11 protein-coding genes are annotated in these 12128 nt (G+C 69.8%); 1 reads left to right on the top strand and 10 read right to left on the bottom strand.

Translation table 11 applies throughout. The features are described 5' to 3' along the window. Positions 1 to 48: 48 nt before the first annotated feature. Complete coding sequence (locus ASG71_RS12890) at positions 49 to 1365, bottom strand: hypothetical protein (RefSeq protein WP_056739807.1); 1317 nt, start codon at positions 1363 to 1365, stop codon at positions 49 to 51. A gap of 177 nt (positions 1366 to 1542) precedes the next feature. Here ASG71_RS12890 and ASG71_RS12885 point away from each other — a divergent pair, with 177 nt between their 5' ends. Further along, complete coding sequence (locus tag ASG71_RS12885; protein ID WP_056739805.1) at positions 1543 to 1890, top strand: VOC family protein; 348 nt, start codon at positions 1543 to 1545, stop codon at positions 1888 to 1890. Positions 1891 to 1990: 100 nt separating this feature from the next. On the opposite strand, the gene ASG71_RS12880 is transcribed toward ASG71_RS12885, so the two are convergent. The 9 genes from ASG71_RS12880 to ASG71_RS12840 all read right to left on the bottom strand — a co-directional run bounded on the left by ASG71_RS12880 (position 1991) and on the right by ASG71_RS12840 (position 12090). Further along, entirely contained in the window at positions 1991 to 4156 is a 2166-nt protein-coding gene (locus tag ASG71_RS12880) for a 3-hydroxyacyl-CoA dehydrogenase NAD-binding domain-containing protein (protein WP_056739803.1), read from the bottom strand. Continuing rightward, complete coding sequence (locus tag ASG71_RS12875; RefSeq protein ID WP_056739801.1) at positions 4153 to 5442, bottom strand: thiolase family protein; 1290 nt, start codon at positions 5440 to 5442, stop codon at positions 4153 to 4155. Before ASG71_RS12875 ends, ASG71_RS12880 begins: the two co-directional genes overlap by 4 nt. A 140-nt stretch (positions 5443 to 5582) precedes the next feature. Continuing rightward, positions 5583 to 6944 carry an HRDC domain-containing protein gene (locus ASG71_RS12870; RefSeq protein WP_056739798.1) on the bottom strand — a complete coding sequence of 454 codons (1362 nt, stop codon included), beginning with the start codon at positions 6942 to 6944 and terminating at the stop codon, positions 5583 to 5585. Between the two features lie 12 nt (positions 6945 to 6956). After that, positions 6957 to 7586: a DUF3000 domain-containing protein gene (locus tag ASG71_RS12865; protein WP_056739796.1), complete on the bottom strand. Its 630-nt coding sequence runs from the start codon at positions 7584 to 7586 to the stop codon at positions 6957 to 6959. Positions 7587 to 7655: 69 nt separating this feature from the next. Then, entirely contained in the window at positions 7656 to 8762 is a 1107-nt protein-coding gene (locus tag ASG71_RS12860; RefSeq protein ID WP_056739794.1) for a threonine aldolase family protein, read from the bottom strand. Positions 8763 to 8799: 37 nt separating this feature from the next. Continuing rightward, positions 8800 to 9531: an SDR family NAD(P)-dependent oxidoreductase gene (locus ASG71_RS12855; protein WP_056739792.1), complete on the bottom strand. Its 732-nt coding sequence runs from the start codon at positions 9529 to 9531 to the stop codon at positions 8800 to 8802. Next, positions 9528 to 10925, bottom strand: coding sequence for a DUF6421 family protein (locus ASG71_RS12850; protein ID WP_056739790.1), 1398 nt, complete (start codon positions 10923 to 10925; stop codon positions 9528 to 9530). Before ASG71_RS12850 ends, ASG71_RS12855 begins: the two co-directional genes overlap by 4 nt. Positions 10926 to 11074: 149 nt before the next feature. Then, positions 11075 to 11584, bottom strand: a complete 510-nt coding sequence (gene msrB / locus ASG71_RS12845; protein WP_056739788.1) for a peptide-methionine (R)-S-oxide reductase MsrB — start codon at positions 11582 to 11584, stop codon at positions 11075 to 11077. 14 nt (positions 11585 to 11598) lie between these two features. Further along, positions 11599 to 12090: a hypothetical protein gene (locus ASG71_RS12840; protein WP_056739786.1), complete on the bottom strand. Its 492-nt coding sequence runs from the start codon at positions 12088 to 12090 to the stop codon at positions 11599 to 11601. Positions 12091 to 12128: the final 38 nt, after the last annotated feature.

Genomic DNA, 12128 nt, shown 5'->3' with positions numbered 1-12128 from the left:
GCCGCAACGTCGGGGCAGGAGCCGCGGACTCATCCCGGCGCCGACAGCCTATCCAGTCGCGGTCGAGGGCGCGGTCTCAAACCATGCCCTGCCGTGCCGGTAGCGGAACGCAAATCCGGCGTAGCCGGCCGGGCGTAGGTCGATGGTGTCCTGCACCCCGGCCTCCGGGCGCCGCGGCTTATCCCACCCCGGGCCGGCTTCGGCCACACTGGCTTCATGGGCCGGCGGGACTCCCGGGAAAACCGCGTCGACGCCGCCCCGGTCTTCCCGGACGGGAATTCCGCCGAAGGTGTGCCCGCAAAAACCGTAGAGACGAAACCGTATTGCCTCCGGGTCCGCGGGCTCCGGCAGATCAGAGGCCATGTCCCACAACCAGGTTTCCCCACTCAGCGCGGTGAACTCAGCGGTCGTCATCGCGTTGATCCGGTCGATGCCATGCAGGAGGCAATAGTCCGAGGCCGGCACGCCGGCGCCCGCCGCGAGTTCATCCTCCCCGTCAGGAACGACCAGCCTGAACTCCGCCAGGCAATCACAGCCGGGTGCTTCAGCCGCCTCCATCGACACCTCGCCGGCGTCGTTGTTCCCGTACAGCCACCATTGGGCGGGGTGCCCCGCCGCGGGTATTTCCCAGACCAAGCGCCGTCCGACCCGGCCCATCGCGAAAAGGCGCCACCCCTGCTGTACCGCTGCGGCAACTGTCATGATGCTGGCCGCCATAGCCGCGGCCGCGAACATGTTCGAGGAAGATTCCTCCCCCAACTCCTCGTAGGTCCGGCCCAGCTCCGCGGGCAGCGTCCCGAACGCCAGCGCCCAGCCGCCGCACGCCGTAGCCAGGAACAGCAGCAGCATCAGCAGGCCCGGCCACAACGCCCGTTTTCTTGCCCGTACGGCGTTGGGGCCCACCGTCGTCGTTCGTCCCGTGGAGGAAGCCTGCGCGAGACGCTGAACCGCGCACAGCCGATGCCACGCCCGGACAGCAGCGATGACGGCCCACAGGGCGGCAGCGGCAGCGCCAAGCCACCACACAGCCCCGGAACGGTAGCCGTCCATGCTGTGCGGAACGGCGGCTGCCAACAACACCAAGGGTGCAGCCACCAGGGCGTGGGTCCGGAGCAGGGATCCAACGACGGAAAAACTCAGGGCGAGGAGAATGCTCGCAAGCCCGAACATGTCGATTATGCGGTAGGCGCCGGACCAGCCGGGATCATCCAGGGTCTCCCACCCCCGGTCCGTGATGAAGGCGCCGGCGGTCGTCAAGACCCCGATCAGCCAGGCGAACATCCCATCCCGGCGCCCCCGGGTCCGCCGCGACAGTGCCTGCCACGCTTCAACGCCGGGCCGCACGACGGCGCTGGTCACTGCCACCCGCCCCTCCTCATCAATTGACACAGAGACGATCATGCCACGGGCGAGGGACTGCGACGGGGCAGGCGCCGCCGCCAAAAGACACCGACGTCCCAGCCACGGCGGAATCCCGATCAGGTATATTTCAGGGAGCTTTCCCGCACCCGAGCCGGGACCACCAACCAGGAGGAACCGCCGATGAACCCCATAGCCGCGGAGATCGGAACCGTCTTCGTTCCGGTCAGTGACGTCGCAAAAGCGCGGGACTGGTACTGCTCCCTGCTTGGTGTCCCGGCGGACGGCGAGGTCCTGTTCGGCCATCTCTACGTGCTGCCCATGCAGGGGGCCGGGCTGGTGTTGGACAGCAAGATCTTCGCACCGGACGCCGTGTTCCGTGTTCCGGCGTTCCACCTGAACACCTCCGACATCCAGGCCGCGCACGCCCACCTGCAGGGCAGGGGCGCGGAGGTCACGGAAATCCGTGATGGCCAGTGGTTCAACTTCAAGGATCCCGACGGCAATGTGCTGATGATTTGCGAGTGCTGACCGGGGGTCTCCTGGCGGCGGCACGGCCAGCACGCCAAAGCGCCGCCGTTCCTGCCTGTCGGCGGGAACGGCGGCGCTGTCGTGTCGGGCGAACGGGCTGCTAGGCGGCCGGCTCGGACGCGACGCCCGGGGCCAGGAACTTCTTGCCATTGACCCGCTCGGAGGCGCCCACCCGGTCGAGGTACGGGGTGATGCCGCCGAGGAACATCGGCCAGCCCGCGCCGAGGATCATGCAGAGGTCGATGTCCTCCGGCCCGGCCACGACGCCTTCATTCAGCATCAGGCCGATCTCCTCCGCGAGGGCGTCCTGGGTGCGGCGCAGCACCTCTTCGGCGGTGGAGGGTGAATCCCCGAAGCTCATCAGGGCCAGGGTCTCCGCCGGGATGACCGGCTTTCCGGCCTTGACCGAAGCCGGATCCCAGACGGACTTGATGCCGTTGTCGATCAGCGCCTGCAGGTTCGCTGAAACCGTGAAGCGGTCGCCGAAGGCGGCGTGCAGGGACTCCTGCACGTGCTGGGCCACCGGCAGCCCGACCATGGCGCCGAGGGTGAACGGCGTCATCGGCAGGCCCATCGGCCGCAGCGCGTTGTCCGCCACCTCGGCCGGGGTGCCCTCGTCGAACGCCGCGGTCACCTCGCCCATCAGCCGCAGCAGGATCCGGTTGACCACGAACGCGGCGGCATCCTTGACCAGGACGGCGGATTTCTTCAGGCCCTTGGCCAGTTCGAACGCGGTGGCCAGGACGGCGTCGTCGGTCTTCGGTGCGCGCACGATCTCCAGGAGCGGCATCACGGCCACGGGGTTGAAGAAGTGGAAGCCGACCAGGCGTTCGGGGTACTGCAGGTCCTCCGCCATGGCCGTGACGGAGAGCGAGGAGGTGTTGGTGGCGAGGATGCATTCGGGCGAGGCGATCGCCTCGACCTCCTTGAACACCTGCTTCTTAACCCCGAGCTCCTCGAAGACGGCCTCGATCACGAAGTCGGCGTCGGCGAAGGCTTCCTTGGACACCGATCCGGTAACCAGGGCCTTGGTCCGGTTGGCCGCGTCAGGACTGATCCGCTTCTTCGCCAGGAGCTTGTCCACCTCGGCGTGTACGTAGTCCACGCCCTTGTCGACCCGCGCCTGGTCGATGTCCGTCATCACGACCGGCACCTTCAGCTGCCGGGCGAAGAGCAGGGCCAGCTGGCTGGCCATCAGGCCTGCGCCGACGACGCCGATCTTCGTCACCGGGCGGGCGAGCTTGCGGTCCGGAGCGCCGGCAGGGCGCTTGGAGCGGCGCTGCACCAGGTCCAGGAAGGCGTAGACCGTGGAGCGGAACTCGTCGGTCTGCATCAGGTCCGCGAGCGTCTGGCATTCCAGCTCCGCGGATTCGGCCTGGGTCAGGGTGCGGTTGGCCTCCAGCACGTCCAGCACCTTGGCCGGAGCCGGGGACGCGTTGGAGGTCTTTGCCTCCACGAACGCCCGGCCGGCCGCGACGGACGCTGCCCAGCGTTCGGCAACCTCCGGCGCGGCGGCGTCGACGGCGTTGGTGCGCGCGGTCGTTACGGTCCCGGCGATCACCTGCGCGGCCCAGGCAACGGACTGCTCGACGAAGTCGGCCGGTTCGAAGATCGCGTCCGCCACGCCCAGCTCATAGGCCTGCGGGCCGGTCAGCGTGCGGTTGTTGCTCAGCGGGTTCTCGATCATGACCTTGACGGCGTTTTCCGGACCGATCAGCCGCGGCAGGATGTACACGCCGCCCCAGCCGGGGATCAGCCCGATGAACGCCTCGGGCAGGGCCAGGGCGCCCGCCCCGGTGGAGACCGTGCGGTAGGTGGACTGCAGGGCGATTTCCAGTCCGCCGCCCAGGGCCAGGCCGTTGATGAACGCGAAGCTGGGGACGCCGAGGTTCGCCAGCGTGGCGTAGACGTCGTGGCCAAGCTGCGCCATCCAGAGCCCCTGCTCGCGGCCGCTGACGGACTTGACCGTGGACAGGTCAGCGCCGGCGACCAGGAAGTAGGGCTTGCCGGTCACGCCGACGCCGACGATCTCGCCGCGCGCGGCGCGGTCCCGCAGCCCCTCCAGTACGGTGCCGAGCTCGATCAGGGTGTTCGGGCCCAGGGTGGTGGGTTTGGAGTGGTCCAGGCCGTTGTCCAGGGTGACCAGCGCGAAGGTGCCCGGGCTCGTGCCGTTCACGGCGGGGAGTTCGATGTCCTGGACGTAGGAGTGCGTCACCGTTTCGTTGGGAAACAGCTCGGCAAGCTTGTGGAAATCGGCGGCGCTCATGCTGCGGCTCCAGTCTCGGTGGTGTAGTCGGTGCCGTAGTCGGCGTGGTGCGGGTTTTCCCAGATGACGGTGGCGCCCATGCCCAGGCCAATGCACATGGTCGTCATGCCGAACCGGACGGACGGGTCCTCTTCGAACTGGCGGGCCAGCTGGTTCATCAGCCGGACGCCGGAGGAGGCCAGCGGGTGTCCGACGGCGATCGCGCCGCCGTAGCGGTTGACCCGCGGGTCGTCGTCGGCGATGCCGAAGTGGTCAAGGAAGCTCAGGACCTGGACGGCGAAGGCCTCGTTGATTTCGAACAGGCCGATGTCCTCGATGCCGAGCCCGGCGTTTTTCAGGGCCTTCTCGGTGGCCGGGACGGGGCCGATGCCCATGACTTCCGGCTCGACACCGGCGAAGGCGTAGCCGACCAGGCGCATCTTGACCGGCAGGCCGAGTTCCTCGGCGGCGTCGGCGGAGGCCAGCAGGGCCGCGGTGGCGCCGTCGTTGAGGCCGGCGGCGTTGCCGGCGGTGACGCGGCCATGGGCGCGGAACGGGGTGCGCAGCGCCGCCAGGTCCTCCACCGAGGTACCCGGGCGCGGCGGTTCGTCCACGGTGTTCACGGTCCAGCCCTGGCCCGGCTTCATGGTGGCGACGGGAACCAGGTCCGGCTGGATCTGGTCCTTGGCGTAGGCGGCGGCCAGCTTGTCCTGGGAGGCGACGGCGTAGGCGTCGGTGCGTTCCTTGGTGATGGCGGGGAAGCGGTCGTGCAGGTTCTCCGCGGTGTTGCCCATGTTCAGGGCGGCCGGGTCGACGATCCGTTCGGACATGAAGCGCGGGTTCGGGTCGGCGCCGGCTCCCATCGGGTGGTTGCCCATGTGTTCGACGCCGCCGGCGATGACGACGTCGTAGGCGCCGAAGCCGATGCCGCTGGCGGTGGTGGTCACGGCGGTCATGGCGCCGGCGCACATCCGGTCGATGGCGAAGCCGGGAACGGTGCGCGGCAGGCCGGCCAGCAGGGCGGCGGTGCGGCCGATGGTCAGGCCCTGGTCCCCGGTCTGGGTGGTGGCGGCGATGGCCACCTCGTCGATCCGTTCCGCCGGAAGCGACGGGTTGCGGCGCATCAGTTCGCGGATGCACTTGACCACGAGGTCATCGGCGCGGGTTCCGGCGTAGATGCCCTTCTCGCCGGCGCGGCCGAACGGGGTGCGCACGCCGTCGACGAAGACGACGTCGCGGACGCTGCGGTTCCGTCCGACGGCGGGCGGCGCGGTGGTGGTGTTCCCGCTGGGACTGGCTTGGCTCACGTGTAACTCCTCATTGAGACAGGGTGCCGGATCCGGGCCCGCGGGCTTGGCGGGACTGGAGGATCCAGACGGCATCTCCAGCTATGTTACCCGCGGGTAACTTAGCTGGCAAGGAGTTTCGGAACGGCGGCGGGGCGCGCTCAGGGAGCCGGGTCGGCCGCGGCTGCCCGGGGTTCCTTGGGCGGCAGCGGTGCCGGGTTGAGGAAGGCGTCGGCGATCAGCGGGGAGGTCAGCTGGATCTGCCACTGCCGGGCGCCCAGGTTCTGCAGTTCCTCGGCGATGCCTTCCTCGCTGATCTCCGCCGGCGGACGCCAGGCCACGCGGCGCAGGTAGTCCGGGGTCAGCAGGTTTTCGACCGGCAGGTTCAGTTCCTCTGCCAGTGCCTGCAGCTTGGGGCGGGCCGTGGCGAGCCGGGCGGCGGCCTCCGGATCCCGGTCTGCCCAGACGCGCGGCGGCGGGGGAGCGTTGGTGGCCAGGTGCAGCGGCGGAAGGTCTTCGAGGCTGCGGGCGGCGCTGATGCAGCGCAGCCAGCGCGGTGCTTCGCGCTGTGCGGCCCGGCCGTGGAAGCCCTTGGTCCCGAGCAGCTGCGGGACGGTGCCCGGCATGGCCTTGGCGGCGGCCACCAGGGCGGAATCGGGAATCAGCCGGCCCGGCGCGACGTCACGCTTCTGGGCCAGCGAGTCGCGCTCCAGCCATAGTTCCCGGACCGCGGCCAGCTGGCGGCGGTCCCGGATCTGGTGCAGCCCCGAGGTTTTGCGCCACGGGTCCACGCGCGGGGGAGCCACGCCGGCTTCGAGGATCGCGGCGAACTCCTGCTCGGCGTACTCGAGCTTGCCGTCCGCGGTGAGCATCTCGATCAGCTCTTCGCGGAGCTCGGTGAGGACCTCGACGTCGAGCGCCGCGTAGCGCAGCCAGGGTTCCGGCAGGGGCCGGGTGGACCAGTCCGCGGCGGAGTGTTCCTTGGCCAGGCCGAAGCCGAGGAGCTGTTCGATGACGGCGGCCAGGCCGACGCGGGGCAGGCCGGCCAGGCGGGCGGCGAGTTCGGTGTCAAAGAGCCTGTCCGGCCACATGCCCAGTTCGGAGAGGCAGGGGAGGTCCTGGGTGGCCGCGTGCAGGATCCATTCGACGCCGCGCAGTGCGTCGTTGACGATGCGCAGGTCCCCGAAGGGTTCCGGGTCGATCAGCCAGGTGCCGGCTCCCTCGCGCCGGATCTGGACCAGGAAGGCCCGCTGGCCATAGCGGAACCCGGACGCGCGTTCGGCGTCGACGCCGGCGGGACCGTGTCCGGCGGCCAGGGCCGCGGCGCAGCGCTCCAGCCCCGCCTGGGTTTCGATGACGAGCGGGACGCCGTCGCGGGGAGCATCAAGGTCGATGACCTCGGGGACCAGGCTGTCGAAGCCTTCCACCGTGATGTGGGCCGTGGTGTCGGCAGCTCCAGCTGCGCCGGGGGAGCTGGCGGGGACGGTGCCGGCCGTGGTGGTTTCCGGGTTATGAGGGGTCATGGTGCCTCCAGTTTACCGGCGGCGCGGCAGTGCCGTGACGCCGTCGGGCAGGGGAGGCAGGCCGGCGAAGGTGCAGACCATGTCCGACCACGCTTCCAGGTGGGCGGTGATGTCCCGCCCGGCCGGCGTCCACGAGGCGCGCAGTTCAATGTCGATGGTGCCGGGCCGGTCCGCGAGCGAGCCGAAGCTCTCCGAGAGGACCCGGGTGGCGGTTCCGCCCGCCGAGCGGTATTCCGCGGCGTGGTTGTCCAGTGCCTCCACCAGCCAGGTCCAGGCCACGGAGCCGAGCATTTCGTCGTTGCCCATGTCCGGTTCCAGCTGGGCGCGGATGTACGTGACGATCCGGAATTCGCCGTCCCAGACCGCCGAGCCCTCCGGGTCGTGGAGCAGGATGAAGCGGCCGGTGGCGAGTTCGACGTCGTCGCTGCCGGCTGCCGGGGCCAGCGCGGCTGCCGCCGGCCCGTGGACCGAACCCGGCAGTCCGCCCGGGACCACCACCTCGGCGCCCAGCGCCACCGCGAACGGCGCCAGCCGGGCCGGGGCCGGGATCTCGTCGAGGCGCAGCTCGGCCCGGACCCGTGCCTTTCGCAGGGTTTCCAGCGCGAAGCGGAAATCCGGGGGAACCTGGTCGAGTGCGTTCACAGTGACAGGGTATGCACGGCCGCCGCCCGGCCCCGGCAGGCTCGCCGCCGGGCCGGGGTGGGCGGGCCGCTAGCCGGCAGCGAGCTCCCGCTTGATGGCGGCGATGAAGGAATCAACGTCTTCCTCGGTGGTGTCGAAGGAGCACATCCAGCGCACTTCACGGGCCGCTTCGTTCCAGTCGTAGAAGCGGAAGGACTTCCGCAGCCGGTCCGCGACGCCGGCGGGCAGCACCGCGAAGACGCCGTTGGACTCGGTCTTCTGGCTCAGCTCCACGCCCGGGATCGACTCGACGCCGGCGCGGAGCCGGGCCGCCATGGCGTTGGCGTGCGAGGCGGAACGCAGCCACAGGTCGCCTTCCAGCAGGGCGATGAACTGCGCGGACATGAAGCGCATCTTGGAGGCCAGCTGCATGTTCATTTTGCGAAGGTAGACCAGGCCGTGGGCGGCCTCCGGGTTCAGGGCCACCACGACCTCGCCGAAGAGCAGGCCGTTCTTGGTGCCGCCGAAGGAGAGGATGTCGACGCCGGCGTCGCGGGTGAAGGCGCGCAGCGGCACGCCCAGGTGCGCGGCGGCGTTGGCGAGGCGGGCGCCGTCCATGTGCAGCTTCATGCCCTTGGCGTGGACATGCTCGGCGATGGCGCGGACCTCCTCGGGGGTGTAGCAGGTGCCCAGTTCGGTGGTTTGGGTGATGGAGACCGCCAGCGGCTGGGCGCGGTGTTCGTCACCCCAGCCCCAGGCCTCCTGGTCGATCAGCGCCGGGGTGAGTTTGCCGTCGGGGGTGGGGACCTGCAGGAGCTTGATCCCGCCGATGCGCTCCGGTGCGCCGTTCTCGTCCATGTTGATGTGGGCCGTGGAGGCGCAGATCGCGGCGCCCCAGCGGGGAAGCAGGGACTGCAGGGCCAGGACGTTCGCGCCGGTGCCGTTGAAGACCGGGAAGCACTCGATGCCGGCGCCGAAGTGCTGCTCCATCAGCTGCTGCAGGCGGGCGGTGTAGTCGTCCTCGCCGTAGGCGACCTGGTGCCCTTCGTTGGCGGCGGCCAGGGCCGCGAGTATCTCGGGGTGCACGCCGGAATAGTTATCCGAGGCGAAGCCCCGGACGGACGGGTCGTGGAGCCGGGCCGGGGCCGGGCTCGCCGTGCTTGCTGGGACGGTGGTGGTTTCGACCGTAGTCGTCATCGCTTTGCTCACGCTTTCAGTCTAGAGAGGTGCCGGGTCATCGGCTAAGAGGCAGCCGGCGGCCGTTCAGCTCGGCGGCCGGGGTCCCGAACAGCCCGACAGCGGCCGCCGCGAGCTCCTCGACGTCGGTGAAGCCGGGGAACTTGCGTTCGGGGGAGGCTGCCCGCATGGCGTCGTCCACGAGGGCTTTGACCACGAAGATCACCGCCGCGCTGTGCTGCTCGACAGGTTCCTCCTTGTGTCCTGCCTGGGCGCGCCGGAAGCCGTCCGCGACCGCCAGGGTCCAGGCATCGGCGGCGGCCTTGGCGGCGGCGTAGGTGGCGCCGGCCGCCGTGGGGTTGGCCACCGCGGTCGAGGAGACGATGGCCAGGCGCCCCGTGCCGGAGGCGGCGAGGTCGTCGTAGAAGGTTCGGCTGACGTTGCGGAGGGTGGTGATGGCGTTGCGCGCCAAAAAGTCCCAGTCCTCGTCGCTTTGGTCGGCGATGCCCTTCGCGCCGCGCCAGCCGCCGACGAGGTGGATGACGCCGTCGATGCCGCCGGTCCCCTCGAGCAGATCCGCGTGGAGCCCGCGGACCTCCTCCGGGTCGGCGAGGTCGCAGGCCAGCGGCACCACGCCGTCGCCGGCGGCCGCGGCGGCAGCCTCGATCCGGGCGGCGTCGGAGCCGACGGTGAAGACCGCGTGGCCGGCGCCCCGGAGGGCGCGGGCCACGGCAACCCCCGACGGGCTGCTGCCGCCGGCTACCAGGATATTGAGGGCGCCGCCGCTCATCCGGCGTTCAGTGCGGCGTTGGAGCTGCCCGTGTCGGACGTGCCCGTGATTCCGGCGGTGGACTCAATCACGGCGCGCATCTTCTTCTCCAGCGCCTCGTAGAACATGGACAGCGGGAACTCGTCGTCCATCACCTGGTCGGTGAGGCCGCGCGGCGGGCCGTCCAGCGGCAGCGCGTCCGGACCCTTCGCCCAGACGGAGGCCGGGTGCGGCGTGACGGTGCCGGAGATCAGCTCGTAGGCAGCCAGCCAGTGGGCGGTCTTCGGGCGGTCGATCGAGCGCCAGTAGAGTTCCTCGATCTTGGCGCCGAGCTCCACCACGACGTCGGCGACCTCGTCCCAGTCGATGCTGAGCTTGCTGTCGGTCCAGTGCAGCACGTGGTGCTGGTGCATCCAGGCGAAGAGCAGCTGGCCGCCGAGGCCGTCGTAGTTGCGCACGCGGCTGCCGGTGATGGCGAAGCGGAAGATGCGGTCGAAGATGACTGCGTACTGCACCAGCTTGGCGTGACGGCGGGCCTCCGGGTCGGCGTCTTCGTCCTTTTCGATCTTCACCGATTCGCGGAACGCCGTGAGATCGCAGCGCAGTTCCTCCAGCGAGTACAGGAAGAAGGGCATGCGCTGCTTGATCATGAACGGATCAAAGGGCAGGTCGCCGCGCATGTGGGTGCGGTCGTGGATGAGGTCCCACATCACGAAGGTTTCCTGCGTCAGGTCCTGGTCCTCGAGCAGGGCTGCGGCGTCCTCGGGCAGCTGCAGGGAGGTGATGTCCGCGGCGGCGCGCAGGACGCGGCGGAAGCGGGCGGCCTCGCGGTCGGCGAAGATGGCGCCCCAGGTGAAGGTGGGGGTCTCGCGGACGGCCACGGTCTCCGGGAAGAGCACCGCGGAGTTGGTGTCATAGCCGGGGGTGAAGTCCAGGAAGCGGATCGGCACGAAGAGCTTGTTGGAGTATTCGCCGGCTTCCAGGCCGTCGATGAACTCGGGCCAGATCACTTCGATCAGCACGGCCTCGACCAGGCGGTTGCTGCTGCCGTTCTGGGTGTACATCGGAAAGACCACGAGGTGCTGCAGGCCGTTGACCCGGTGCTCCTGCGGCGCGAAGGCCTGCAGGGAGTCCAGGAAGTCGGGGACGCCGAAACCGCCGTCGGCCCAGCGGGCGAAGTCGGTGACCAGGAGTTCGAGGTAGCGGGCGTCGTGCGGGAACGACGGCGCCAGTGCCGCGATTGCCTCGGTGATGGTGGCGACGTGGGCCGCGGCTGCGCTGTGGTCGGCGGTCTCCGGTACGGAACCATCCTGGACCTGGAGTGCCTGCAGGGCGGTGGCGGCGGCCTTGAGCCGCTGCCATTCCGGGCTGGCGGCGGTGATCGGGGCGGGGGCGGTGAGGGCGGTGGTGGTCATCGTCGGTCGCCTTTCTGGTTGCTGGGAACGTCTAAGCCGAGCGTAACAAGCAACCAGAACCGCTAACTCAAAAACGGCGTGAGCATAAGAGACTCTGAGTCATTGACGTGTCCGCGGCCACGCCAGAACCAGCCCCACCGCGGGCTGGCCTAAGCCTCCGCCTCCGGCGCAGCGGGCTCCGCCGCGGGAACGAGCCGCAGCGATACCGAGTTGATGCAGTAGCGCTGGTCCGTTGGCGTGCCGTAGCCCTCGCCCTCGAAAACGTGGCCCAGGTGTGAGTCGCAGGCCGCGCAGCGGACCTCGATGCGCTCCATGCCCAGGCTGCGGTCGTGGATGTAGCGCACGGTGCCGTCCGCCAGCGGGGCCCAGAAGGAGGGCCAGCCGCAGTGCGAATCGAACTTTTCCCGGCTGGTGAACAGTTCGCTGCCGCAGGCCCGGCACTGGTAGACGCCTTCGGTGTGGGTGTCCCAGTACTCGCCCGTGTAGGGACGTTCCGTGCCGGCTTGGCGCAGCACGTGGTATTCCTCAGGGCTGAGCTCTTCACGCCACTGCTCGTCGGTCTTGGCCGCCGCGGCCGGGCTGCCGGCGTCGGCGGCGCCCGCGGTGGTGCCGGGGAGGGTGACGGACGGGTTCGTGGGCTTGTTGCCGAAAATACTCATGACTTCATCAACGCCTAGGAGTCCCCGATAAATCCCGACCCGGCGTACAGGTGCAGGACCGGAACCCCGAGCTTGTCCTGGGCTTCGTTGGCCCAGTCGGTGTGGAAGGTGTCGGCGACCGCGTGCGGCCGGGTGATCACCACGGCCTGGCTGGCGTTGAGTTCCCGGACCTTGGCGACCAGGCCGTCCACGGCCTTGCCCTCGACGACCTCGCCCGTGACGCCGCCGCCGAGGCCGCCGAGCGTGGCCAGCGAGGTGGCCAGGGTTTCGGCCGCAGCCGTCCGCTCCTCGGCCGGGTCCGGATGCCGGGCGGTCAGTTCGCGGAATGCCTTGGCGATCTCCAGCAGGGAAAGATTCTCGAGGAAGTCCACCAGCAGGTGCCGCTCGGTGTTGGCCGGGACCAGCACCACCAGCGGCACGTCGCCGTCGGCCACCAGGGTGGCGATATTGACGCGGTCGTCCGCGCCGAGGGGCTCTTCTGTCAGGATGACGATTGGGTCGCTCATGCCCCCAGCCTAGTCCCCGCACCGCCGGCGCCGCACGG

Origin of the sequence: Arthrobacter sp. Soil763 (assembly GCF_001428365.1) — a bacterium.
Taxonomy (GTDB): Bacteria; Actinomycetota; Actinomycetes; order Actinomycetales; family Micrococcaceae; genus Arthrobacter.
The sequence above is the reverse complement of the archived record's forward strand: the minus strand, read 5'-3'. Positions and strand labels throughout refer to the sequence as shown.

What these genes read in the sequence shown, in the direction of transcription:
- ASG71_RS12840 (WP_056739786.1), bottom strand. Translation starts at nt 12,090, where the DNA reads ATGAGCGACCCAATCGTCATCCTGACAGAAGAGCCCCTCGGCGCGGAC.
- msrB (WP_056739788.1), bottom strand. Translation starts at nt 11,584, where the DNA reads ATGAGTATTTTCGGCAACAAGCCCACGAACCCGTCCGTCACCCTCCCC.
- ASG71_RS12860 (WP_056739794.1), bottom strand. Translation starts at nt 8,762, where the DNA reads ATGACGACTACGGTCGAAACCACCACCGTCCCAGCAAGCACGGCGAGC.
- ASG71_RS12850 (WP_056739790.1), bottom strand. Translation starts at nt 10,925, where the DNA reads ATGACCACCACCGCCCTCACCGCCCCCGCCCCGATCACCGCCGCCAGC.
- ASG71_RS12870 (WP_056739798.1), bottom strand. Translation starts at nt 6,944, where the DNA reads ATGACCCCTCATAACCCGGAAACCACCACGGCCGGCACCGTCCCCGCC.
- ASG71_RS12885 (WP_056739805.1), top strand. Translation starts at nt 1,543, where the DNA reads ATGAACCCCATAGCCGCGGAGATCGGAACCGTCTTCGTTCCGGTCAGT.
- ASG71_RS12855 (WP_056739792.1), bottom strand. Translation starts at nt 9,531, where the DNA reads ATGAGCGGCGGCGCCCTCAATATCCTGGTAGCCGGCGGCAGCAGCCCG.
- ASG71_RS12880 (WP_056739803.1), bottom strand. Translation starts at nt 4,156, where the DNA reads ATGAGCGCCGCCGATTTCCACAAGCTTGCCGAGCTGTTTCCCAACGAA.